The following is a 23,896-nucleotide window of genomic DNA, read 5'->3' on the forward strand; positions in this document are numbered from 1 at the left end:
ATCAGGCCTCCATCTTGTCGGCGGCGAGGTGGATCGCCTGGCGGATCCGGGCATAGGTGGCGCAGCGGCAGACATTGCCGTCCATGGCGCTGTCGATGTCTTCGTCGGTCGGCTTCGGCATTTCGACGAGAAGGGCCGTTGCCGCCATGACCTGGCCGGACTGGCAGTAACCGCATTGGGGCACCTCCAGTTCCTGCCAGGCGGCCTGAACGGCCTTGGCGGCCTTGCCGTCAATGCCTTCGATGGTGGTGATGGATGCATCGCCGACATCTTCGAGCATGGTCTGGCAGGAGCGGATCGGCATACCGTCCAGATGGACCGTGCAGGCGCCGCATTGGGCGATGCCGCAACCGAATTTCGTTCCGGTCATGCCGAGCTCGTCACGAAGCACCCACAAAAGCGGTGTTTCCGGGTCCGCGTCGATCGTGCGCGGTTCTCCATTGATGGTGAGGGTGATGGACATCGGGAAAAGTCTCCCCTGGCTTGTTTCTTGGCTAAAGGAAGTAAACTACACCGTGTAGTGTATTATTGAAATGGCATACGTGTAAACCGCTAAGTTTACATAGGGCGCGTTTTTTGGGATGTAAGGGGGGTCATGTCGAATGAAAACAAACTGTCTGTCACCGAACGCAAAAAGAAGCAGATCTTGGAAGCGGCGATTGCCGAATTTCAGGAACGGGGCTTTGCGGGTGCCAGCATGGATAGGATTTCGGAACGGGCGCAGGTCTCCAAGCGGACGGTCTACAATCATTTCGAAAGCAAGGACGAGCTGTTCAAGGCGATCAACCAGTGCCTCGCCGATCAGTTCAACGCGGCGATGGAAGTGCCTTATGACCCGGACCTGCCGATCCGCGAGGCGCTGATGCGGCTCGGCTGGGCGGAAGGGGACCTACTGACCAGTCCCTGTTTCATGAACATGGCCCGCATGATCATGAGCGAAACGATCCGCGATCCGAAACTGGCCGCGGACATGGATGCGCGCATGACGAAGCTCGGCGTCGTGGAGGACTTCATGGCGCGGGCGTCGAAGGAAGGCAAACTCGACATTCCCGACCCCAAGCTTGCCGCTACGCAGTTCATGGGGCTGATCAAGTCGCGCGGGTTCTTTCCCAATATTTACGAGAACCGCTTTCCATCGAGAGAGGAAATGGCGGCGGTCATCGAGGACAGCGTCGACATGATGCTCGCCCGCTACGCGCCCCGCCGGGAGGTTGATGATCTTCAGGGCGCGGTGTCCGATTAGGTCAAGCAGCGCCGAATTGCGGGGTTCGGCCCAGGGCGTCCCGGAGGAAAAGGCCGCAGGAAGTCCTTGCGCTTGGCTATTTACCAGCTAAATTGCGCGCCAAATCCAAAGGCCTCGAAACGGCCGTATCCAAGATCTCAAACGGACTTCTCATTCATGGCGCATGGTGACATCAAAAAAGTCGTGCTGGCTTATTCCGGCGGGCTGGACACTTCCATCATCCTGAAGTGGCTGCAGATAGAATACGGCTGCGAGGTGGTGACCTTCACCGCCGATCTTGGCCAGGGCGAGGAACTGGAGCCGGCACGCCGCAAGGCGGAGATGCTCGGCATAAAGGAAATCTACATCGATGACCTGCGCGAGGAGTTCATCCGCGATTTCGTCTTCCCGATGTTCCGTGCCAATGCGGTCTACGAAGGTGTCTACCTGCTCGGCACCTCGATCGCCCGGCCGCTGATTTCCAAGCGCCTGATCGAGATCGCCGAGGAAACCGGCGCGGATGCGATCGCTCACGGCGCGACCGGCAAGGGCAACGACCAGGTTCGTTTCGAACTGTCGGCCTATGCGCTCAACCCGGATATCAAGGTGATCGCCCCCTGGCGCGACTGGACCTTCAAGTCGCGGACCGATCTGATCGATTTCGCCGAGAAGTACCAGATCCCGGTGCCGAAGGACAAACGTGGCGAGGCGCCGTTCTCGGTCGATGCCAACATGCTGCATTCCTCCTCGGAAGGTAAGGTTCTGGAAGATCCGGCCGAAGAGGCGCCGGCCTATGTCTACCAGCGCACGGTTGATCCGACCGAGGCTCCGGATGTGGTCACCGAAATCGAGATCGGCTTCGAGAAGGGCGACGCGGTTTCTCTGAACGGTGAAAAGCTGTCGCCGGCAACCCTGTTCGCCAAGCTCAACGACTACGGCCGCGACAACGGCATCGGCCGTCTCGACATGGTGGAAAACCGCTTTGTCGGCATGAAGAGCCGTGGTGTCTATGAAACGCCGGGCGGCACCATCCTGCTGTCGGCCCACCGGGCCATGGAATCGATCACGCTCGACCGCGGTGCCGGCCATCTGAAGGACGAGCTGATGCCGCGCTATGCGGAGCTCATCTACAACGGCTTCTGGTTTTCCCCGGAACGCGAAATGCTGCAGGCACTGATCGACAAGAGCCAGGAGCACGTCACCGGCACGGTGAAGCTGAAGCTCTACAAGGGCAATGTGATCGTGGTCGGCCGGTCTTCGCCCTATTCGCTCTATTCGGAAGAGCTGGTCACCTTCGAGGACGACCAGGGCGCCTACGACCAGAAGGACGCGGCCGGCTTCATCAAGCTGAACGCCCTGCGCCTGCGCACGCTGGCCAAGCGTGACCGCCTCGGCTGAGGTTCATTCAGCCCGTACATCAAAAAGGCCCGGCGGGATGTCCGCCGGGCCTTTTTTGTTTCAAGTATTTTCAGATACCCCGATTTGGTCATCAACTCTGTTTTGCGAGTCCGTCTCTGAGTTTTGCATTTAGGATGACGATGATCTTTCGCATGACGGCGGATATGGCGACGATCGGTTTCTTACCGTTTTCGACCAGGCGTTGATAGAACTGACGTAAAGGTCCCTTAGCGCGGCTAGCGGCCAGGGCTGCCATGAACAGGGCGGTTCGGACATTCGCCCGCCCGCCGCGCATTTTCCTGTAGCCTTTGAGCGTTCCGCTGTCTCTTGGGTGCGGGGCCACACCGGCCAGGGAGGCGGCCTGCCTGCGGGTGAGGGTTCCCAACTCCGGCATGGTTGCGGCCAGGGCCACGGCCGTGCGCGGCCCGACACCGGGCAAAGATAGACAGATTTGGACCCTCCGCTTGAGGGACTGACAGCAGTCGATCAGTGCGTCGATCTCTTGATCGATACGTTCCAGAGCTCGGGCAAGGCTTCGCAACAAGACCCTGCAGGAGGCCTGGATCACGTCCTCTCCTGGGGCTTTGAGACGGTTGGTCTCCGCCACCTTGAGGTCGATGAGATCCTGACGCCTGGCCACCAAGGCGGTCAGTCTTTTCTGCTCAGCCTGGACGGGAGCGAACAGGGGCAGCGATGCCCACCGCTCCTGGCCGTAGCGAGCCAGCGCCCTGGCATCGATGGCATCGGTCTTGGCAAGCGTGCCGTAGGAGCGCGAAAAGGCTTTGACTTTCAATGTATCGGCCCGGTGACAGGCAATGCCGGCAGCCGTCAGCGCGTCGATAAGCCAGGCCTCGTGACCTCCGGTCGGCTCACAGACCGCCAGGCTGTCGGGCTCGAGGCGGGCAATCAGTTTACGCAAGGAGCTTCGGTTGTTGTCGACCGTGTTCACCTTGCCGGCTGCACTGTCGAACACGGTGATCGTGTCCTTGGCAACATCGAAGCCAACAACACGCACAGGAGCTTGCTGCAAAACCGCCATGACGATGGTATCCTCTGCATGCTTCGGATTGTTTGCGGGCGTGGTTCAGGCCAGAGGCCCAATCAACTCTCCAAGCGGGAAAAGGAAGCGACAGGGAACCTTGATGACTACGGGTGAAAGCCCGATCCCAGCACGGTCGCCTGTCACTGGTCTCCCGGAATTCCGCTCCGGGAGACCAATCCCATCATAACATCGCTCAAAACAAACAATCCCGGACGACGCTTTAGCGGAGATCCGGGACCCGCGAGCCGAGGTCTTTGTTGGTGTCACTGTGCTGAGTTCGTCAAGCACGGGGCTTCCCGGTCCCGGATAAAGCCTGACGGCTTTTCAGGGATGACGAAAGAGAAGTTGGTTTTTTGCTGATCTGCTTCGAAAGCCTAGAACGCGTAGCCGAGACGGACGCCGGCGTTGGTCAGGCCGTTGTTGGACGAACAGTAACCGTTGTTCGAGGAGTGCTCGATCATCGCGGAGACGTTGACCCGTTCGTTGATCCGGAAGCCGAGGGAGGCGGATTCGCGGAACATGACATTACAGCCTAGAGCCAGCGAGTTAGACGTGGTCTTGTTGGTGTCGCCGTTATGGGCCATGCCGCCGAAGCTGCCCTCGATGAACATCCAGTCGGTCAGGTCCAGGGTCAGGGTGTAGCCCGCGTAGACCATGCTGGTGTCGCCGGAAAGGTTCAGGTTGCCGCCGATATGCGGACGCAGCATGCCATTGGTTCCGAGCCCGGGAATGGTGAAATCGAGAGCCGCCCAGCGAAACAGGACTTCGGCGTTGATGTCGATGCCGTTTTCGCGGCTCATCAGGTCATGAAAAAGAACACCACCACGAATTTCGTTCGTCAGGCCGGACGTCTTGCCGCCCAGGTCGTCCGCGCACGCCGCCGAGCTCGCGCCCGTGAGAATGAGTGCTCCGAAGAGCATGCCGCGTACGTAGCTTTTCATGACGACCCTAGCCCGGATGTTTTTTCATGTTTTGTTAAGTTACTGAGCACAGGTGACGGCCCGGACGCAATATGCCGGGCCCCGAATTGCAGGGATTTTTTCTTTACCTGTGTTTCTTGCCGGGTGCCGTGGCAATTTAGCCACAAATGGGCGAGTCTCGAAATTGAGGGTTTCGCGTCGGGAAAACCGGAAGGAAGCCCGTCCGAACTGATACGGAATGACCTGAAAGGCGCGATTCCAGCGGGAAATGAGCAGTCGGAACATGGACCTTACCCGGTTGAATGACATAACCGGCCGATGTGACCGGCACGGATTTCTGGTGCTCGGCGGATTTTCACCGGGACCGAATGACGCCGTGCCTGAAGTCGCTCCGGGAACACCCGCGCAGTCGCTCTTCCTTGTCGGCAGCACCGGACCGGGGATCTGGCCCGTGTTTTCCGAATCACCCGAGTTCGCAGACGGCGCGCCGGATCCGCTGGACCGTTTCACGCGGCGGATCCTGTCCGGGATTGCTCAGGACTGCGGGTTGGCGCTCGTCTTCCCCTTCGATGGCCCTCCATACCATCCGTTCCAGAAATGGGCGATGAAGACAGGAGGTTTCTCACAAAGTCCGCTCGGCGTCCTGGCGCATGACATTTACGGACCCTGGAGCGGGTTTCGCGCCGCCTTTCTGTCGGCGGAAGGCCTCGTGCCGATGGCTGAAAATCTGTCTGCGGGGCCTTGCCCCGACTGTGCTGACAAGCCGTGCCTTTCGGCTTGTCCGGTCAATGCGATTTCAGGGACGGAAGGCTACGATGTCACCCGATGCCGGGATCATTTGGCGAAGGGGCGAGGCGAGCCGCGCTTTTCGGGCTGTCTTGCCCGGCATGCCTGTCCGATTGGCGCCGACTTCCGCCAGTCTCCGGAGCAGGCGCGCTTCCACATGGACAGCTTCATGGGTTTGTCGAAGGCCTAGCTGGTTTTCAGTCGTCCAGCTTGACCACACCTTCCTTGTCCGGACAGGTTTCCAGTGCTTGCGCTGCCGTCCGGCCGTCGCCGAGAGGCGCGTCGGGCCAGATTTCGGTGAGCGGTATCAGCACGAAAGCGCGCTCGCTCATGCGGGGATGGGGGACGATCAATCCGTCCTTTTCGATCTTTTCGGTCCCGAAGAGCAGGATGTCGATATCGATCAGACGCGGCCCCCAACGCTCATCGCGGATACGTCCCATCCGGGCTTCGATGGCAAGACCTCGTTCCAGAAGCGCGCGCGGTTTCAGCACGGTGTCGATGGTGATGCACATGTTGGAGTAGTCGTCCTGGGTAATCGGCCCCCAGGGTGCCGTTCGGTAAACGGACGAGCGGGCAACCACGGTGATGCCCGGCGTCGCATCCAGATATCTGACCGCCATCTCGAGGTTCTCACGGGAGTTCCCCATATTGGAGCCGAGCCCGAGGGCAACGCGGGTCGGTGTCTGGGTCATCATAGTCTGTCTAGTTCCGATATGCCGATTCGCTCAGCGTTGCCTGCAGTATCCGGACCGCATCCGCATGGGGGCGGACGTCGTGGGCCCGGACGATCGATGCACCTTTTTGCACGGCGATCAGGTGAACCGCAAGAGACCCGTAGAGGCGGTCTTCGGTCGGCACGTCGAGGACTGCGCCGATCATGCGTTTGCGGGACGCACCGGCAAGAATGGGCAGGCCATGCTTCTTCAGCTGGTCCAGCCGGTTCAGGATCAGATAGTTCTGGTCCATGGTCTTGCCGAAGCCGAAGCCGGGATCGAGGATCTGCTTGTCTTTCGGGATTCCGGCCCTGTCCGCAAGCTCCATGGACCGCTCGAACCAGCGGTCGATGTCCGCCATGATATCGATGGCTGCATCCGCCTCCGTGCGGTTGTGCATCATGATCACATGCGCACCGGTCTCCGCTGCGGCATCCGGCATGGCCGGATCCTTCTGCAGGCCCCATACGTCGTTGACGATCAGCGCACCGGCCGCACAGGCACGCCGGGCGATCTCCGCCTTGTAGGTGTCGATGGAGACGGGCAGATCAAGCTCCACGACCTGTTCCAGAACAGGAGCGATACGGGACCATTCGTCTTCCAGGGAGACGGGCTCGGAGCCCGGCCGCGTGCTTTCGCCGCCGAGGTCCAGAATATCGGCGCCTTCCGCCTTCATGGCCCGGGCATGGGCGACGGCACGCTCAGCAGCAAAATGAAGGCCGCCGTCGGAAAAGGAATCCGGCGTCACATTCAGGATGCCCATCACCTGGGCACGTTCGCTCGCAGATGGCAACTTGTAGCCGGAACATCGGGGCATTTCAGCTTTGATCCTGTTTGTCTTTCCGTGTGTGTGACGCCTTGCGCGGAGGGGGTCAAGGGGCTGGGCCGGGACTTGCCGGATTTGCACATTTCGCGCTGTCATGAAAATTTCCGCCGGCCGTCACGGGACTTTGGTTTCCCTGTTAAGATAGTGCGCCAGACAGGCGGCGTGCCACGGGAGCGGCGATGGGCCCTCCCTCAGCTTTGGAGCCAGACATGTCTTCTCAAGTTTCACGTCGTGCCTTTCTCAAGTCGTCCGTTGCCACCGGCCTTGCTTTTTCCTCGGGCCTCACCATGCCGTCGCTGTCACGCGCGTCGTCCCGCCCGGTCATTACCCATGGCCTGCAGTCGGGCGATGTCGATACCAGCTCCGGCATGATCTGGGCGCGCGCCGACCGTCCGTCGAAAATGCTGGTCGAGTTCGACACCACCGGCACCTTTGAAACGCCGACGCGCCTTGCGCCGATCAACGCCCTGCCGGAAAGCGACTTTGCCGCCAAGCGCCTCCTTGAGAGCCTGCCGTCCGATCAGGAGATCTTCTACCGGGTGGCCTTCGCCGACCTCAACGACGTCAATGCGGTTTCCGAGCCGATGACCGGACGGTTCCGGACCGCACCCGGATCGCGCCGTTCGGTCCGGTTCGCCTGGTCGGGCGATACCGTCGGCCAGGGCTGGGGCATCGACACCAACCACGGCGGCATGAAGACCTATGCCACCATGGCCAAGCACAGCCCGGATTTCTTCATCCATTCCGGCGACACGATCTATGCCGACGGCCCGATCAAGGAGAGCGTCGAGCTGAAGGACGGCTCGGTCTGGAACAACATCGTCACGGACGAAAAGTCAAAGGTCGCCGAGACGCTCGCCGAGTTTCGGGGCCAGTGGAAGTACAATCTGATGGACGAGAATCTGCTGGCCTTCAACGCCGAGGTCCCGACCTTCTTCCAGTGGGACGACCATGAGGTGGTCAACAACTGGTCCTCGGCGAAGGATCTGAGCGGCGACGACCGCTATACGGAAAAGAATATCGCCGTGCTTGCCGCCCGTTCGGCCCGCGCCTTCCATGAACTGACGCCGATCCGCTACACGCCTGCGGAACCGGGGCGCATCTATCGCAAGATCGCCTATGGTCCGATGCTCGATGTGTTCTTCCTGGACCTGCGTTCCTATCGCGGCCCGAACGGTCCGGCGATGGAAACGGAAATGTCTGATGCCTCGCGCATCCTCGGCGCCGAGCAGCTTGCCTGGCTCAAGCGCGAGTTGGCCAATTCCCGCGCAACCTGGAAGGTGATTGCCTGCGACATGCCGATCGGCCTGATCGTCTGGGACGACTGGAAGGAACAGGCCGGCGCGGAAGCGGTCGCCAACGGCGATCACGGTGCCCCGAAGGGCCGCGAGCTTGAGTTCGCCGACCTGCTGCGCTTCATCAAATCGGCGGACATCGACAACGTGGTCTGGCTGACCGCCGACGTGCATTACACCGCCGCACACTACTACAATCCGGACAAGGCCCAGTTCCAGGACTTCAAGCCGTTCTGGGAGTTCGTCTCCGGCCCGATCCATGCGGGTACCTTCGGCCCGAACGATCTCGACATGACCTTCGGTCCGGAGGTCAAATACGTGAAGGCGCCGAGCAAGGAGCAGGGCGTGAACCTGCCGCCGTCCATGGGCCTGCAGTTCTTCGGCCTCGTCGATATCGACGGTGCCACGGAACAGCTCACCGTCCGCCTTATGGACCGGGATGATGCCGAGCTGCACAAGATCACGCTGGATCCGGTCCGCCGCGGCTGAACCGGCCAGAGCTACGTAAAAAACCGGCGGGGTTGCGAAGCTCCGCCGGTTTTCTTTTGTCCAGATCGCCCGCCGGCTATTCGGCGGCAGCCCGGGCGTCCCCAGTGTTCATTCGTAGCAGGAAATACAGGATCACGCCCACGAGCGGCATGGCTGGAATGATGGTCGACATGCCGAAAAGCGGATTGCCCATGGCGGCGATCAGCAGACTGCCGAGGATGCCGCCGCCGAACTGCATGAAGCCCATCATGGACGAGGAGGCGCCGGCGATATGGGGGAAGTCACGCATGGCGGAAGTGAGGGTCGCGGGCAGGATAAAGGCAACCGAAAAGGCGAAGAAACCGACCGGACCCATGACGATCAGGTAGGTCGGTTCATAAAGGCGCAGCAGGATTGCTATAAGGGCCGAGGCCGCGATCATCCCGATAATGCCGATCGGAATCAGTTTTTCGGCGTCGAAGTATTTAAGCAGCCGACCGGTGACGAGCGTTCCGGAGATAAACGACAGGGACTGCATCATCATGCCGAGGCCGAACTGAGCCGGTGTCAGGCCGACGTCGTGGATCATCACGAAAGGCAGGACTGTTGCCATGGCGTAGACGTTGCCGAGGCACATGCCGAGCAGAACGCTCGGCGCCATGAATTTCCGGTCACTCAGCAGGGTCATGTAATTGATTGCCAACCGTTCGGGATGAATGTTGCTCACGTTCCGATAGGCGTTGGTTTCCGGCTGAAAGAAGATGACGGCGGCCATCAGGGCGGCACCGTAGATAAGCATGCAGATGAAGATTTCCCGCCAGCCGAAGACTTCCAGGATGATGCCGCCGATGGTCGGTGAAATCGCCGGCCCGAGCGCGAGCATGGTTCCGATGGTGTTCATGATCCGCGCCGAATGCTGCCCGGTATACTGATCGCGCACGATGGCCCGGGATACGGCGACACCGACGGCGGCACCGACGCCCTGCAGGGCACGGGCAATCAGCATCCAGGTGATGTCCGGGGCCAGGGTGGCCAGAACCGTGGACGCGAGATAAAGCACCAGAAAGACGATGGTAACGGGCTTGCGGCCGAAAGCATCGGACAGCGGTCCGCAGATCAGCTGGGTCAGCGCGAAGCCCGCGAAATAGGTGGTCAGCGTCAGCTTGATCAGCGCGTCCGATGTGCCGAAGTCGACGGCCAGTTCCGGCATGGCCGGCGTGTAGAGCGACATGGTGATCGGGCCGATGGCCACGAGAGCCGCGCCCAGGATCGTTGTCCGGCGTGCGCTCATCGCCGGTTCTGCAGCGGCAGTCATTCAGCTACCCGTTTCGGAATTCAGGAGGTTCACCCGCATCGTTTCAAGCAGGGATTCGAGCTCCTCCCGGCGGCTCTGGGGCACTCCGCCCAACGCATCGGCGTGAACCTGATCGATGGCCCTCTCGATTTTGGCGAGGATCGGGTCTGCGTCGTCGGTCAGGGTGATCAGCTTGGCGCGCCGGTCCGTCGGGTCGACGGTTCGCACGACCAGTCCGGCCTTTTCCAGCGAGTCCAGATAGCCGACCAGGGTCATGGGTTCGACGAACATGCGCTCTGCCAATGCGGCCTGGCGCTGGCCCGGGTTACGCCAGATGAAGGCAAGCGTACGCGCCTCGGCGACAGTCAGGCCTGTGTCTATTTCCGTCAGGGCAGCCTCAAAGCGGCGGCGAAGAAGCCTGGCGATATCGACAATCATCAAACTGGCGCCGCCGTCAGGGGCGGTGAGGTTCATAATAGCACCTTTAGTAAGGAATCCTTATGGATATGCGCTCTGAGTCCCGTCTTGTCAAGCGAACCGCGGCGTTACTGCATTGCACAACCGGGCGGTTCGCACTATATAGGGCGCAAATTTCAGCCACCCGGGCCAAACAGCGAAAACTGAATAGCCGAGACATGACATGCGGGTCCATCGGGGCCCGCTGTGTCTTTTGGAGCCTTAAATGAACTTGCGCAACATCGCCATCATCGCACACGTCGACCATGGCAAGACCACCTTGATCGACGTGCTGCTGAAGCAGTCCGGCGCTTTCCGCAACAATCAGCGGACCGAAGAGCGCATGATGGACTCCAACGATATCGAACGCGAACGCGGCATCACCATCCTGGCCAAGGTCACCTCCCTGGTCTGGAAAGACACCCGCATCAACATCGTGGATACCCCGGGTCACGCCGATTTCGGCGGCGAGGTGGAGCGTATCCTGCACATGGTCGACGGGGTTATCCTTCTGGTCGACGCCGCCGAAGGCCCGATGCCGCAGACGAAATTCGTGCTTGGCAAGGCGCTGAAGCTCGGCCTGAAGCCGATCGTCGCGATCAACAAGATCGACAAGCCGGAACAGCGTGCTGACGAAGTTCTGGACGAAGTGTTCGATCTGTTTGCGTCCCTGGACGCAAATGAAGACCAGCTCGATTTCCCGGTTCTTTACGGCTCCGCCAAGCAGGAGTGGATGGCGACCGAGCCGGAAGGTCCGAAGGACAACATGGATCCGCTGTTCGACATGGTCCTTGAAAAGGTCGCACCGCCGGCTTCCGAGCCGGGTGCATTCCGCATGCTGGCGACCACGATCGAATCCGATCCGTTCCTGGGCCGGATCCTGACCGGCCGGATCGTGTCCGGTACGGCCATTCCGAACATGCCGCTGAAGGCCCTGTCGCGCGATGGCAAGGTGCTCGAAACCGGCCGTGTATCGAAGATCCTGGCTTTCCGCGGTCTGGAGCGCCAGGCGATCGAAAAGGGCGAGGCAGGCGATATCGTCGCGATCGCGGGCATGACCAAGGCGACCGTTGCCGATACCCTGTGCACACCGGAAGTGACCGAGCCGCTGCAGGCGCAGCCGATCGATCCGCCGACGCTGTCCATGACCTTCCGCGTGAACGACAGCCCGCTTGCGGGTACCGAAGGCTCCAAGGTCCAGTCGCGGGTGATCCGCGAGCGCCTGATGAAGGAAGCGGAAGGCAACGTGGCGCTCAAGGTGGAAGACACCGACGAGCCGGATGCGTTCGTCGTTTCCGGCCGCGGCGAACTGCTGCTGGCGATCCTGATCGAAAACATGCGCCGTGAAGGCTTCGAACTCGGCGTCGGCCGTCCGCGCGTCGTCTATCAGTTCGACGATGCCGGCAACCGGCTCGAGCCGATCGAGGAAGTCATCATCGACGTCGATGAGGAATATTCCGGGGCGGTCGTCCAGAAGCTGCAGGAGCGCAAGGCCGACCTTCTGGAAATGAAGCCGTCCGGCGGCGGTCGGACCCGTCTGGTGTTCAATGCACCGACCCGCGGCCTGATCGGCTACCAGTCCGAGCTGATGTCCGACACGCGCGGCTCGGCGATCTTCAACCGCCTGTTCCACGCCTACGAGCCTTACAAGGGGCCGATCCAGGGCCGGCACACCGGCGTGCTGCTCTCCAACGGTACCGGCGAGGCCGTGGCCTATGCGCTGTTCAACCTGGAAGACCGCGGCCCGATGATGATCGATCCGGGCACCAAGGTTTATCCGGGCATGATCATCGGCGAACACACCCGCGGCAACGATCTCGAGGTCAATGTCCTCAAGGGCAAGCAGCTCACGAACATTCGTTCTGCAGGAAAGGACGATGCGGTCAAGCTGACGACGCCGATCCGTCTGACGCTGGAAGCAGCACTCTCCTACATCGCAGACGACGAACTGGTCGAAGTCACCCCGTCATCCATCCGCCTGCGCAAGGCAATGCTCGACCCGCATGAGCGCAAGCGCGCGGAACGGGCGGCCAACAAGGCAAGCGCCTGATCTTCTGACTAGTTCCCGCCTGAAGCCGGGATGAAAGAAAATAGCCCGTCGCCGTCAGGCGGCGGGCTTTTTCATTGCAGCTTAAAATCCAACCTCTCCATCGTCACCCCGGCCAAGCGGCAGCGCGAGCCGGGGCCGGGGAGGCAGAGGGCTCTCGATTTCTATTGGGTTGTCCCGACAAAGACCGTGGCTCGCCGGTCCCGGATGACCTTAACGGGGATGGTTGGACGGTGCCCCTTGTTCCAGTCTCCCCCCTTGAGGGGGAGATGTCACCGGGTATGAACCGGTATGATGGGTAACAGTTCTATCCGGGAGGATGGGTAACAGGTCAGACTTACGCCGAACGAGGGAGGTTCGGGGTATGGGATTTCGGGAGACCTGTGCGATGGAAGAGCGTGTCCGGTTCTGCGTTTCGGTTGAAAGCGGAGAGGTGTCGATGTCGGAGCTTTGCCGTCAGTTCGGGATTAGCCGGAAGACCGGTTATGAGGTACTGAGGCGCTGGCGTTCGGGTGGCGCGGCAGCTTTGGCACCGCGCAGTCACGCCCCGCATCATAGTCCGCATGCGCTTGCGGAGACATCCCGGGAGGCGGTGCTTGCGTTGCGCCGGCGATATCCAAGCTGGGGTCCGAAAAAACTGCGCGCCTTTCTTCAGGCGCATGCCGATCCGGTGATTGTGGTTCCGGCTGCTTCGACGATCGGCGAGTTGCTGCGCCGGGAAGGCTTGAGCGTTGCGCGCAAACGCCGCCGCCGCGCGCCGCCCTGCTCCGTGTCCCCCTTTGACCAGGCCTTGCCCAACGACGTGTGGAGCATGGACTTCAAGGGCTGGTTCCGGACCGGTGACGGTCGCCGCTGCGATCCCTTCACGTTGCAGGACCAGGCGAGCCGCTATCTCTTGCGGGTGGTTGCCGTCCCCCGTCCCGACACGACCCATGTCTGGTCCGTTCTGGATGCAGCCTTCCGCGAGTTCGGCCTGCCACGGGCTATCCGTTCCGACAATGGGGCGCCCTTTGCCTCGACCGGAGCTGCCGGCCTGTCGGGGCTGGCAGTCCGGCTCATCAAGGCTGGCGTTCGTCCTGAACGCATTGCCCCGGCCTCGCCGCAGCAGAACGGCCGGCTGGAGCGCTTGCACAGAACCTTGAAGGATGAAACCGCCAATCCACCGGCGGCCAACCTGAAGGCCCAGGCCGACCGATTTGTCCGCTTTCGGCAGACCTACAATGAAGAGCGTCCGCATGAGGCACTCGGCATGGCAACCCCGGCAGCCGCCTATACAGACTCATCAAGACCCTGGAGCGGCAGGCTGAGATCACCCGACTATGATCAAGGAACATGCGTGCGCAGGGTGCGCCAGAACGGCGAAATCAAGTGGCGCGGCGGCACCGTTTATGTCTCCATGGCCCTCGTCGGAGAGCCGGTCAGCATTGAAGAAGCCGACACCGGGCAGCTTGAACTCCGTTACGGACCGGTATTCATCGGCTACATCACAGAAGACCTAAAACTGCGGTGGCCCACACGAGGCAGAAAAACAAAAACTGTTACCCATCCTCCCGGATAGAACTGTTACCCATCATCCGGGTTGCACACCCGTTAGGGGACAGAGGGGGGTATGCAGCCTGTCCACCGACGCCCTGTATTCTGGGCAAAGATCGTCACCCCCCTCTGCCGGCTGTTCGCCGGCATCTCCCCCTCAAGGGGGGAGACGGGCACAAGGGGCAACTCTGAACCAATTCACAAACAGAATTGATAACGAAAACGGGCAATTGTTTTTGCTGCTTTCACCGTGACGGCAAAGGCCTAATCCAAATACTTTGCCAGCACCGCTTCCACATCGTAGCCGTTGTTCTTCAATTCAAGGGCGTCTTCTTCTCCCAGTTCCGCTGCTCGGTTGATCCATTGCCTCATTTCAAACGGCTTGCCTTGTTCGCGCGCGACCATTGCAAGGTTCCAGGCGGCACTTGCACTGTCGAACTCGTTGGCGCGCAACAGCCATTTGACAGCTTCCTCGGTGGTTGGCGTTTCCTCGGAAAGATACAAGGCATAAGATTCGATTGCTGGTTTATCACCGGCTTCGGCCAGGACAGCTAGTTCCTTCAAACCCGCCTCGCGATCGGTTTCGATCAATTTCCATATACTACAAATACGGTCATTATCATTTGCAACAAAGGACATATCTGCACCGAATTCGCAGGGATTCATGCGTGAAAGCAAACACTTGCTGGAAGCAACGTTATCGGTTGTATCCGCAGCATGCTACCTACAAAATGGATAACCGCTCCCGTATTCGGAACCACAGTGTCGTCGAGCATTGAAGGCCGGTTCCCCCAGTTTTCAGAGTATTGTTCTTGTCTGCGGGCAAATACACTTGTGCCGGACTGGTATCGGCTCTTAACCTGTCGTAAAGGTTTGTTAACTCTTTCTTGCCAATCTTTTCCTCGTGACTGCCAGAAGGCGGTATCTTGAGGAAAAGGCCAGGAGGCCGATATGCCATCGACAGTTGAACGGCCGCCCGCGGCCAATGTCGTGGCGCATGCGACGGAATACGCTCCCGACCGGGACTCAAAAGGTCAGGGCGACAACCGTAGAAACAGTAACGAGTCCGACGCACAGCGCCATGAAGACGAGACCGGATCTCTCGCCGAGACGCCCGCGGTTCTGGTCGACGCCCATCATCACGAGGATCATGCGCTCGATGGAGTTGCTGCCTACAGGGCGGCGGCACAGCATGTGCTCGACCCGAAGGCGAAGGCGCGGACATCAGCCTCGTTACTCGGCAGCTATGACAAGTGCGCCGCGGAGACCGTCCGCCATGCCTATGAGGATCACGGCGGCGAGATCGAGCAGCACTCGGTGAATGTCGCCACCTGAAGGCCTGACCCCCGCCTTTCCGGACAACAACGGGACGATAATACTCGTCCGATTCCGGGGCTGTGCTTTCGCTTTCGATTCCCTATATAGGTCCCTCAGCGATAATCTATTTGCGAGGAACCATGACTGCTGCATTTCCCGCCGGTTTGATCGAAGGATATGGCCAGTATCTGCAGAAGGGGTTTGTCCGTCACAAGGAAACCCGCGAGCACCTGGCGGTTTACGGCCAGCAGCCGGAAGTGATGGTGATTTCCTGCTGCGACAGCCGCGTAACGCCGGAGGGCATTTTCCATGCGGGTCCGGGCGAACTTTTCGTCATGCGGAACGTTGCCAATCTCGTGCCGCCCTATGAGGCGACCGAAGGGCAGCACGGTACCAGTGCTGCGATCGAATATGCGGTCCGTGCGCTGAAGGTGAAGCATATCGTCGTCATGGGCCATGCCAAGTGTGGCGGCGTCCAGGCGTTCCGGGAAAACGCCAATGTGCCGTCGCTTCGCGGCGATTTCATCGGCCGCTGGATCAAGCTTCTGGAACCGGCGGCGATCGCCATGGCCTGCATGCCGATCGACAAGATGGACGATCCGCAGCTCGCCATGGAATTTGCCGGTGTGCGCCAGTCGCTGAAGAACCTGAGGACCTTCCCCTTCGTGGAAGAGGCGCTGCACAACAACGTGTTGCAGATCCACGGCGCCTGGTTCGATATCGGCTCCGCCGAACTTCGGGTGATGGATCCGGAAACGGGGAAATTCGAAGCGGCCGCTCCTGCGGAAGTTGCTGATTAGAGCATCGGGCGACAACTTTGAACGCTGTTGCCGGCCTATGCGTCGGCCTTTTCGCGGCCGATGACCCTTTTCCGGATCGGCTGTTCCGGCGGCAGCCGGCTCAGGTCGTCGTGAAAGGGCGACTTGATGCAGGTCGGATCGGTTGCGGCGGCATCGCCGGTCAGGGCGAAGGCCTGGCACCGGCAGCCGCCGAAATCGATCTCCCGGCGTTCGCATGACCGGCAGGGCTCGGGCATCCAGTCGAACCCGCGATACCGGTTGAAGGCCTCGGATTTTTCCCAGATCTCCTTCAGCGGCTTTTCGGTGACGCTGTCGAAGGTCAGCGACGGGATCGATTGAGCCGCGTGACAGGGCAGAACCTTGCCGTCGGGCGTGATCACGAAGGCATCGGCGCCCCAGCCGCCCATGCAGGGTTTGGGGTAATCCGCGTAATAATCCGGCGTTACGAAATCGATATTGAGGATGCCGGTGAGCTCTTCCCTGGTCTTTTCGACAAAGTCGACCTGGCGCATGACGGCGTCGTAGTCGGGCATGAGCACGGACCGGTTGAGATAGGCCCAGCCGTAATATTGCACATTGGCGATCTCCAGCCGCTGTGCACCGAGGTCCAGCGCGAGATCTACGAATTCGGGAACCTCGGTAATGTTGAGCTTGTGAATTGGCGCGTTGACCGTGAGCGGAAGGCCCGCGTCTTTCACCCACCCGGCCGCCTGGCGTTTCTTTTCATGGGCATTTTTATAGTAGCCGATGCGTTCGGTCGTCTCCGGCCGGGCGCCTTGAAAGCTGATCTGGACATGGTCGAGGCCGGCTTCCGCCAGGCGTGCGATCCGTTCCCGGCTCAAGGTCACGGCGGCGGTGATCAGATTGGTGTAGACACCGCGTGCGGCTAGGCCCGCGATGAGGTCTTCCAGGTCGCGGCGCAGGGTCGGTTCGCCTCCGGACAGATGCACCTGAAGAATACCGAGATCGGCGGCCTGTTCGAAGGCGTCGAGCCAGACCTCCGTTGCAAGCTCTCGGTCGGCTTTCAGGAGTTCGAGCGGGTTGGAACAATATCCGCATTGCAGTGGGCAGCGGTGGGTCAGCTCGGCCAGCATCCCAAGTGCCGGCCCTGCGGTTTGTGTCATGCCTGCCCCCAACCGCATCGGATAACAAGTCTGTCGGACCATTCCTGCAGAAACTCCCGAACGTCCGGGCCGATTTCGTCGACAGGCGCCTGATATTCCTCCGCCAGGTCCAGAATGATTTCCGACACGGTTTTCGTTCCGGAACAGCGGCTCAGGATCGCGACGCTGATGTCATCCGGCCAATAGACCTTTTCCGGCGCAAGCAGGGCCCAGCGGTCCCGCAGCTCATCGAATTGCAGCCGCACATAGTCTGGAAATCCCGGCTGGCTGATATTGGTCACGATATGGCGGGTGCGGGCCAGCATTTCGGTCACACCAGAGCTGGTGGGGTAAAGGCACCGGGTGGAATGTTGCCGGGCGTCACATAGGCATGATGGAGCGCGTCCAGCATGGCCCAGAGGATGTCGCATTTGGCGAAGAGGGCATCGATCGCGTCGGCCTGCTTGTCCGGCGTATCCGCCCATTCGAAGACCAGCGACAGGGCATGTTCCGCATCGCGCGGCGCCTGGTGCAGTCGGGGCTTGAAATAGGCCAGCGTGTCTTCGGTGATGTAGTCGTATCGCGCCAGCATGGCCGGCACCCGTTCGCCGATGGCAACCGGCGAAAAGAGCTCGGTCAGCGACGAGGCGACGGCGACCAGAAGGGAAGAGGACGACACCAGATCGAGATAGGCCCCGACCGCATACCGTGTTGCCGGCAGGGCGTAGCGGCGCTCCCGAACCATGTCGACGTCAAGATCGAGATCTTCGGCGAGTTTCAGCCAGCGCTTGATGCCACCGTCCAGTTCGCCGCCGTCTTCGCCGTCATGATCGACGATGCGCTTACGCCATTCCCTGCGGAATGCCGGATCTTCGGAGCGGGACAGGATGATCGCATCCTTCTTCGGGATCGCAGCCTGATAGCAGTAACGGTTGAGCGCCCAGGCCTGTAGCTGCGCCCTGGTCAATTCACCCGCGTTCATCAGCTTATGAAAGGGATGATGGATGTGATAGCGCGCAAAGCCGGCCGTGCGCAGGGCCTCTTCGAATTCGGGGCGCGGAAGAAGCCGTCCGGCCTGGCGGATCCTGTCGGCGGCGGTCGGCTCTACACCGCTCTGCACGATGTGGTGATGGGGCCGAATGGCTGCACGTGTTGCTGCTGTCGGGTTCACAGGAGGACCTCCATTCCGTCATAGCCGACTTCCCAACCAGCGGTCCGGACGGTTTTTGCCGCCTCGGAGCCCGGATCGAGGATCGGGTTCGTATTGTTGATGTGAACGAAGATCCGCCGGCCCAGGTCCAGGCCTTTCAGGGCCTCGATCGACCCGGCCGGTCCGCCGATCTCCAGATGTCCCATCCGCGCGCCGGTCTTGGTGCCGACGCCGGTGTCCGCCATTTCCGTGTCGTGGAAGACGGTTCCGTCGAACATCAGGCAATCGCTGCCGTCGATCCGGCGTCGCAGGGCATCGTCCACGGCCGCGCAGCCGGGAATGTAGAAAAGCTGGCCCGAAGTTCCGTTTTTCGCGGTTTCACGCAACGTGATGCCGATGGTATCGCCCGGCGCCGTGCCGAAATTCGCTTGCGCGTCCTGTTCAAGAAACAGGGCGACCTTGCCGGAGACGGGGAACGTTTCCACCGTCAGTCCGAGTGGGCCATCAGGGCCTTCCAGTTCGGTCGTTCCGGAGAGAGGCAGTTCCCGCCGCTCGACGACCTCCGGATTGAGCACCTGAAAAATGCTGTTTTCGGCAAGCGTCTTCAACACGCGTGCGGTCGCATAAAGCGTAAAGGGTTCGCGCTCCCGCAACGACAGGAGACCGGCGATATGATCCACGTCCGCATTGGTCAGCACGACCGCCTTCAGGGGCGTGTGCCGCAAGGGTCCGTCTGCGCGAGGCTGGAGTTCGGGCGTTGCCGCGATCTGTTCCCGGATGTCCGGCGACGCGTTGAAGATGACCCAGTCCGTATCGTTCGCGCTGGCCGCGATGCTGGATTGGGTCCGCGCGAGGAAACCCGGCTTTCCCGCGCGTACGGCACGGCTGAGCGGCGCGTTGCAATTCCATTGCGGAAACCCGCCGCCCGCCGCGGATCCGAGGACCCTGATCTTCATCGGAGTTTTCCCGGCTGCGGTGCCAAGGTTTACTTCTTGCGGCCGCAGGTTCCGATCTCAGCCGGTACGTAGCGAGATACCTCGAAGCCGGCTTCAACGGCTGCCATGGCAGGTTTGGTCCAGGTTTTCATGCTATTTCCTCCTCAGGTTGTGGGGAGTGAAAACCGTATCATCTGTTGCAATCAGGTTCAGGAGCCACCTTGGTCGGTGCTTTGCCGAATCTTCCCAAATCGTCCGTGTCGGGAAAAGTGCAGCGATTTAATGGGTTTGTTTGAAAGGCTGGTTTTGATCAGGGCGGCTGAATAAATCCCGGGTCGTGCAGCAGGAAGCGCAATTTGGTTCAGCCGTTGTATTTTTTTGGGCGCACTTCTTACGTGTTTCCATCATCCCAGACTTGGCCAATAGGAAATAAAAAAGCCCGGCACGAGGACCGGGCTCTTTATCGGTCACGCCGCGGTTTGATCAGGCGGCGGCCTTCTTCGGCTGGATCAGGCCGCGGTTCACCAGAACCTCGGCGATCTGCACCGTGTTGAGGGCAGCGCCTTTTCGCAGGTTGTCCGACACCACCCAGATGTTCAGGCCGTTTTCGACCGTCGCGTCCTCGCGGATGCGGGAGATGTAGGTGGCGTCTTCGCCGGCGCATTCATACGGCGTGATGTAGCCGCCGTCTTCCTGCTTGTCGATGACGAGGCAGCCCGGTGCCTCGCGCAGGATGTTGCGGGCTTCCTCGGCGGTGATCTCGTTTTCGAACTCGATGTTGACCGATTCCGAATGGCCGATGAAGACCGGTACGCGGACGGCGGTGCAGGTCACCTTGATGGCCGGATCGAGCATCTTCTTGGTTTCGGCCAGCACCTTCCATTCTTCCTTGGTGTAGCCGTCTTCCATGAAGACATCGATGTGCGGGATGACGTTGAAGGCGATCCGCTTGGTGAACTTTTCCGGCTCGATCGGGTCGTTCACGAAGACGGCGCGGGTCTGGTTGAACAGCTCTTCCATGGCGTCCTTGCCGCCACCGGACACCGACTGATAGGTGGAGACGACCACGCGCTTGATCTTGGCCGCCTCATGCAGCGGCTTCAGCGCGACGACCAGCTGGGCGGTCGAGCAGTTCGGGTTGGCGATGATGTTCTTCTTGGAAAAGCCGACGATCGCATCGGCGTTCACTTCCGGAACGATCAGCGGCACGTCCGCGTCGTAACGCCATGCGGACGAGTTGTCGATCACGACACAGCCCTTGGCGCCGATCTTCGGAGCCCATTCCTTGGAGACGGAGCCGCCGGCGGACATCAGGCAGATGTCGGTGTCGGAGAAATCGTAGTTCTCCAGCGCCTGAACCTTCAGCGTCCGGTCACCGAAGGAGACCTCGGTGCCCTGAGAGCGGCGGGATGCGAGTGCGACGACTTCGTCCGCGGGAAAGCCGCGCTCGTCGAGAATGTCGAGCATTTCCCGGCCGACATTGCCCGTGGCACCCGCGATTGCAATCTTGTAACCCATGTTGAATTTCCTCATCCGTCTCCCCGCCTTCGCCGGTCTGCCGATCATCCGGCCAGCCGGCTTTTCAGCGCCCCCCATCCCCGGGGAGCGCGGGACGAGCGGCACCGTTAAGCGGTGGTTTTCGTAGTCGGTTTGACGGTGGTTGTCGGAGCAGTGACCGCGCATGCGAAAGCGGCGCCGGTCGAAACCGTCGTCTGCTTTTTTGCGGTGTCGGCAAAGTGCCGGACCATGCGGTTGCTCCTGTAAGTACGAAACGTGCCGGTTTTTGCCCGGAACCGGGAAATTGTCAACCGGAGAAAAACCGGACGGCCTTTTCATCTCAGGCTTTGAGGTCTGTCTTGATATTGTCACATTATATCAATAAATCATGATATATGGATATAAATGACGCTTTGAATGCCTTTTCCGCCCTGAGTCAGAAGACCCGGCTCGATGTCTTTCGGCTTCTGATCAAATGCGGCGCCGATGGCATGGGCGCCGGTGACATCGGCGAAATTCTCGGTGTTCGGCAGAACACCATGTCGGCGAACCTGGCCGTACTCCTGAATGCCGGACTGATCCGCAATGAGCGCGAGGGACGGGCCATTCGCTATTACGCGGACTATGACGGCATCCGGGCCTTGCTCGGGTTTCTCATGGCCGATTGCTGCGGTGGCCAGCCGGACCTGTGCCGAAAGGTGATCGAGGAAGTTTCCTGCGCCCTGTGACGGACAGGGGTTTCAAAAGGACAAGACGCATGACTGAGCACGCCTACAATGTCCTGTTTCTGTGCACCGGCAATTCGGCGCGCTCCATCATGGCAGAAGCGATCCTGAACCGTGTCGGCCAGGGCCGGTTCAAGGCCTATTCCGCCGGTTCCCATCCCTCCGGCGAAGTCAACCCGCGGGCACTGCAGCTTCTGCAGAAGCTGAACTACAAGACCGATGTCATGCGGTCCAAAAGCTGGGCCGAGTTTGCCGAGGCCGGTGCGCCGACCATGGATTTCGTCTTCACCGTCTGCGACCAGGCGGCAGCCGAAAGCTGCCCGGTCTGGCCGGGCCAGCCGATGACGGCCCATTGGGGCGTGCCCGATCCGGTCAGGGCGGAAGGCAGCGAGACGGAAAGGAGCCTCGCCTTTACGGAGGCCTACCGGATGCTGAACAACCGGCTTTCCATCTTCGTCAACCTGCCGATCACGTCGCTTGACAAGCTGGCGCTGCAGAAAAAGCTGGATGACATCGGCAAGTCGGCCTGATCCGTCGCCAGATGACTAAATGACTGGCAATTCGGGCGGCGCACGGCGGGTCAACAGCGTGGGCGGTCCGTCCCGGATCACGATGTTTTCCTCGTGCACCATGATCTTGCCGTCCGCGACTTCCATGCTCGGCTCCAGCGTGATCACCATGCCTTCGGTGAGGACCGTGGTGTCGAAGTCGATCAGCGACGGGGCTTCGGTCAGTTGCATGCCGAGCCCGTGGCCGAAACGGCCGACATCGTTGCCGGTGGTGCCGATGACATCTGCCATCGCGTGGAACAGTTCTGAGCAGGTCACCCCCGGGCGGGCCGTAGCGATGGCGACATCGGTTGCCACGTAAAGGGTCGAATAGGCTCTCCTGGCGGCTTCGCTTGCATGCCCGATGGCGAAATTGCGGTCGAAGTCGCAGAAGTAGCCGTTCAGGGTGGCGCCTGTGTCGAGCATCAGCACGTCGCCCGCGGCAAGCGGCCGGTCGTCCGGAGGGGAAATGACATCCCCATATCCGTCCTGACCCGCGCCACCGACGAGATAGGGCACGTCATCGGCGCCCTGTTGCAGCAATTCGATCCGGAAGGCGCGGAAGGCTTCCTTGAGCGTCTGGCCTTCTTGAAACAGCTCAGCCGCATTGCCGAAACTGTCCGACGCGATCCGGCAGATGTCCGCAATGGTCTCGATCTCCAGCTCGGATTTCACCATGCGAAGCCCCTGAACCAGCGGCGTGGCATCGATCCAGTCGGTCAGGTGCAGCTCGCTTTTCAGGCGTTTGAAATCGTTCAGCGGCATGCGCAGGGTGGTTTCACGACCCATGGGCAGGCCGATCCGGTCCGTCTTTTTCAATAACGCGACCAGAAGGGTAATGCCGTCGTCGGTTTTATGGGGCGAGGAAAAGGTCCGGATGTCGTCCAGCCAGGTGGACGACATCAGGTTCGCCCCGATCTCCGGAATGACGGCGATCGGTTTACCGCTCTTCGGCACGACCAGAAACCATGGCCGGGTCGGGCTTTGCCAGAACAAAGTGCGGAAGCCGGAGAAGTAGCGGACGTCGGCCTCGTTGGTCAGGAGCAGGGCGTCGAGACCCTGCGCGCGCATGGCGCGCTGTGCGCGCTCCAGGCGCTGCTCGTATTCGGAGACCGGGAAATCGGGTTGGGTCACTGTCCGGTCCTTCCTGAATACAGGTCAGGACGTGGAGCCGGAATCGACCTAGGAGATGATCGCTGCGGGCAGATTTCGGACCGTCGGTTCGTCCGGCGTTCCTGCAAGTGCGAAAAATTCAGCTCCATCAAATTCCGTCCCCGAGCCATCCGAAATCCTTAAGGTATTCGGAAAGCAGCCGAAGGGGGAAGTCAATGGGTTATAGGGGGGCGTTACTCAGGCCGTTACTGGGCCTTTCGGTAGACGGAGATGTTGGTGAAGCTGGCGACATCGACCAGGTGAACGGTCTGGGTGACGGTCAGGGTCTGGCCGTCTTCCGACAGCTCCCGTTCCGCCTTCATGAGGGTCAGTCCGCCGCGGCGGGCCTCCGACACCAGGTTGCGGTCGCCGTTAAAGACCAGCCGCATGGCATCAACCAGTCCGCTCTTGCCGAGCTTGGTTTCCGGTCCGTCGGGCATGGCGGAGAATTCGTCGTCGACCGTCTCACCTTCCGCCGAAACCTGGCTCATGGCGAACCGGACCATGCCGAACTCGTCCTCGATTTTCATCGTGGCGCTTTTCGGCGGCTCGCCCTGTTCGTAATCGCTGGCCTCGACATCCAGGATCCAGGTGCCGAGGAAAGGGGTGATCTTGTCGGACACGGGTGATGCTCCTTGACCTGTTCGCTTTCAAACATGCGCGGCG

General features: G+C 60.7%; 26 protein-coding genes. 10 read left to right on the forward strand and 16 right to left on the reverse strand.

Annotated elements, in window-relative coordinates:
* Position 1 precedes the first annotated feature (1 nt).
* Positions 2-463 carry a (2Fe-2S)-binding protein gene (locus ABIN98_RS08705; protein WP_346909214.1) on the reverse strand — a complete coding sequence of 154 codons (462 nt, stop codon included), beginning with the start codon at positions 461-463 and terminating at the stop codon, positions 2-4.
* Positions 464-595: 132 nt separating this feature from the next.
* Between ABIN98_RS08705 and ABIN98_RS08710 the strand changes: the two genes are divergently transcribed.
* The gene (locus ABIN98_RS08710) at positions 596-1,243 is read left to right on the forward strand and encodes a TetR/AcrR family transcriptional regulator (protein ID WP_346909216.1); all 648 of its coding nucleotides are present in this window, start codon (positions 596-598) and stop codon (positions 1,241-1,243) included.
* Positions 1,244-1,399: 156 nt separating this feature from the next.
* Complete coding sequence (locus ABIN98_RS08715) at positions 1,400-2,620, forward strand: argininosuccinate synthase (protein WP_346909218.1); 1,221 nt, start codon at positions 1,400-1,402, stop codon at positions 2,618-2,620.
* Between the two features lie 91 nt (positions 2,621-2,711).
* Here the strand turns inward: ABIN98_RS08715 and ABIN98_RS08720 are convergent, their stop codons facing one another.
* A complete protein-coding gene (locus tag ABIN98_RS08720; protein ID WP_346908896.1) occupies positions 2,712-3,659 on the reverse strand; it encodes an IS110 family transposase in 948 nt (315 codons plus the stop codon).
* 377 nt (positions 3,660-4,036) lie between these two features.
* Positions 4,037-4,603 carry an acyloxyacyl hydrolase gene (locus ABIN98_RS08725; protein WP_346909220.1) on the reverse strand — a complete coding sequence of 189 codons (567 nt, stop codon included), beginning with the start codon at positions 4,601-4,603 and terminating at the stop codon, positions 4,037-4,039.
* Positions 4,604-4,880: 277 nt separating this feature from the next.
* Here ABIN98_RS08725 and ABIN98_RS08730 point away from each other — a divergent pair, with 277 nt between their 5' ends.
* Positions 4,881-5,558 carry a hypothetical protein gene (locus ABIN98_RS08730; protein ID WP_346909222.1) on the forward strand — a complete coding sequence of 226 codons (678 nt, stop codon included), beginning with the start codon at positions 4,881-4,883 and terminating at the stop codon, positions 5,556-5,558.
* Positions 5,559-5,565: 7 nt separating this feature from the next.
* Here ABIN98_RS08730 and folK read toward each other — a convergent pair whose 3' ends face one another.
* Both folK and folP read right to left on the reverse strand, forming a co-directional pair.
* On the reverse strand, positions 5,566-6,063 hold the full coding sequence (gene folK / locus ABIN98_RS08735; RefSeq protein WP_394701469.1) for a 2-amino-4-hydroxy-6-hydroxymethyldihydropteridine diphosphokinase: 498 nt from the start codon (positions 6,061-6,063) through the stop codon (positions 5,566-5,568).
* A 10-nt stretch (positions 6,064-6,073) separates the two neighbouring features.
* Entirely contained in the window at positions 6,074-6,901 is an 828-nt protein-coding gene (folP, locus tag ABIN98_RS08740; protein ID WP_346909226.1) for a dihydropteroate synthase, read from the reverse strand.
* 218 nt (positions 6,902-7,119) lie between these two features.
* Here folP and ABIN98_RS08745 point away from each other — a divergent pair, with 218 nt between their 5' ends.
* Complete coding sequence (locus ABIN98_RS08745; RefSeq protein ID WP_346909228.1) at positions 7,120-8,694, forward strand: alkaline phosphatase D family protein; 1,575 nt, start codon at positions 7,120-7,122, stop codon at positions 8,692-8,694.
* A gap of 76 nt (positions 8,695-8,770) precedes the next feature.
* Here ABIN98_RS08745 and ABIN98_RS08750 read toward each other — a convergent pair whose 3' ends face one another.
* Both ABIN98_RS08750 and ABIN98_RS08755 read right to left on the reverse strand, forming a co-directional pair.
* Complete coding sequence (locus ABIN98_RS08750) at positions 8,771-9,988, reverse strand: multidrug effflux MFS transporter (protein WP_346909230.1); 1,218 nt, start codon at positions 9,986-9,988, stop codon at positions 8,771-8,773.
* The gene (locus ABIN98_RS08755) at positions 9,989-10,441 is read right to left on the reverse strand and encodes a MarR family transcriptional regulator (protein ID WP_346909232.1); all 453 of its coding nucleotides are present in this window, start codon (positions 10,439-10,441) and stop codon (positions 9,989-9,991) included.
* A 208-nt stretch (positions 10,442-10,649) separates the two neighbouring features.
* On the opposite strand from ABIN98_RS08755, the gene typA reads away from it, so the two are divergent.
* Positions 10,650-12,473, forward strand: coding sequence for a translational GTPase TypA (gene typA, locus ABIN98_RS08760; protein ID WP_346909234.1), 1,824 nt, complete (start codon positions 10,650-10,652; stop codon positions 12,471-12,473).
* A 361-nt stretch (positions 12,474-12,834) separates the two neighbouring features.
* The gene (locus tag ABIN98_RS08765; protein WP_346907970.1) at positions 12,835-14,028 is read left to right on the forward strand and encodes an IS481 family transposase; all 1,194 of its coding nucleotides are present in this window, start codon (positions 12,835-12,837) and stop codon (positions 14,026-14,028) included.
* A gap of 239 nt (positions 14,029-14,267) precedes the next feature.
* On the opposite strand, the gene ABIN98_RS08770 is transcribed toward ABIN98_RS08765, so the two are convergent.
* Entirely contained in the window at positions 14,268-14,642 is a 375-nt protein-coding gene (locus tag ABIN98_RS08770; protein ID WP_346909236.1) for a hypothetical protein, read from the reverse strand.
* A gap of 312 nt (positions 14,643-14,954) precedes the next feature.
* Here ABIN98_RS08770 and ABIN98_RS08775 point away from each other — a divergent pair, with 312 nt between their 5' ends.
* Positions 14,955-15,338, forward strand: coding sequence for a hypothetical protein (locus ABIN98_RS08775; protein ID WP_346909237.1), 384 nt, complete (start codon positions 14,955-14,957; stop codon positions 15,336-15,338).
* 122 nt (positions 15,339-15,460) lie between these two features.
* Positions 15,461-16,120: a carbonic anhydrase gene (locus ABIN98_RS08780; protein WP_346909239.1), complete on the forward strand. Its 660-nt coding sequence runs from the start codon at positions 15,461-15,463 to the stop codon at positions 16,118-16,120.
* Positions 16,121-16,155: 35 nt separating this feature from the next.
* On the opposite strand, the gene pqqE is transcribed toward ABIN98_RS08780, so the two are convergent.
* The 6 genes from pqqE to ABIN98_RS08810 form a co-directional block, all read right to left on the reverse strand.
* A complete protein-coding gene (pqqE, locus tag ABIN98_RS08785; protein WP_346909240.1) occupies positions 16,156-17,244 on the reverse strand; it encodes a pyrroloquinoline quinone biosynthesis protein PqqE in 1,089 nt (362 codons plus the stop codon).
* Complete coding sequence (pqqD, locus tag ABIN98_RS08790) at positions 17,241-17,549, reverse strand: pyrroloquinoline quinone biosynthesis peptide chaperone PqqD (protein ID WP_346909242.1); 309 nt, start codon at positions 17,547-17,549, stop codon at positions 17,241-17,243. Before pqqD ends, pqqE begins: the two co-directional genes overlap by 4 nt.
* A 5-nt stretch (positions 17,550-17,554) precedes the next feature.
* Positions 17,555-18,394 (reverse strand): pyrroloquinoline-quinone synthase PqqC, encoded by an 840-nt coding sequence (gene pqqC, locus ABIN98_RS08795; protein ID WP_346909244.1) that lies wholly within the window; start codon positions 18,392-18,394, stop codon positions 17,555-17,557.
* Complete coding sequence (gene pqqB / locus ABIN98_RS08800; protein WP_346909246.1) at positions 18,391-19,329, reverse strand: pyrroloquinoline quinone biosynthesis protein PqqB; 939 nt, start codon at positions 19,327-19,329, stop codon at positions 18,391-18,393. Before pqqB ends, pqqC begins: the two co-directional genes overlap by 4 nt.
* Before the next feature lie 29 nt (positions 19,330-19,358).
* The gene (locus ABIN98_RS08805; RefSeq protein ID WP_346909247.1) at positions 19,359-19,460 is read right to left on the reverse strand and encodes a pyrroloquinoline quinone precursor peptide PqqA; all 102 of its coding nucleotides are present in this window, start codon (positions 19,458-19,460) and stop codon (positions 19,359-19,361) included.
* 331 nt (positions 19,461-19,791) lie between these two features.
* Positions 19,792-20,826 (reverse strand): aspartate-semialdehyde dehydrogenase, encoded by a 1,035-nt coding sequence (locus tag ABIN98_RS08810; RefSeq protein WP_346909249.1) that lies wholly within the window; start codon positions 20,824-20,826, stop codon positions 19,792-19,794.
* Between the two features lie 374 nt (positions 20,827-21,200).
* On the opposite strand from ABIN98_RS08810, the gene ABIN98_RS08815 reads away from it, so the two are divergent.
* Both ABIN98_RS08815 and ABIN98_RS08820 read left to right on the forward strand, forming a co-directional pair.
* Positions 21,201-21,533, forward strand: coding sequence for a metalloregulator ArsR/SmtB family transcription factor (locus ABIN98_RS08815; protein ID WP_346909250.1), 333 nt, complete (start codon positions 21,201-21,203; stop codon positions 21,531-21,533).
* A 29-nt stretch (positions 21,534-21,562) separates the two neighbouring features.
* Positions 21,563-22,060 carry an arsenate reductase ArsC gene (locus ABIN98_RS08820; protein ID WP_346909251.1) on the forward strand — a complete coding sequence of 166 codons (498 nt, stop codon included), beginning with the start codon at positions 21,563-21,565 and terminating at the stop codon, positions 22,058-22,060.
* Positions 22,061-22,075: 15 nt separating this feature from the next.
* Here ABIN98_RS08820 and ABIN98_RS08825 read toward each other — a convergent pair whose 3' ends face one another.
* Together ABIN98_RS08825 and ABIN98_RS08830 are read right to left on the reverse strand one after the other, a co-directional pair.
* On the reverse strand, positions 22,076-23,212 hold the full coding sequence (locus tag ABIN98_RS08825; RefSeq protein ID WP_346909253.1) for a Xaa-Pro peptidase family protein: 1,137 nt from the start codon (positions 23,210-23,212) through the stop codon (positions 22,076-22,078).
* 224 nt (positions 23,213-23,436) lie between these two features.
* A complete protein-coding gene (locus ABIN98_RS08830; protein WP_346909254.1) occupies positions 23,437-23,853 on the reverse strand; it encodes a hypothetical protein in 417 nt (138 codons plus the stop codon).
* Between the last annotated feature and the right edge of the window lie 43 nt (positions 23,854-23,896).

The organism is uncultured Roseibium sp. (assembly GCF_963675095.2).
Classification (GTDB): domain Bacteria; phylum Pseudomonadota; class Alphaproteobacteria; order Rhizobiales; family Stappiaceae; genus Roseibium.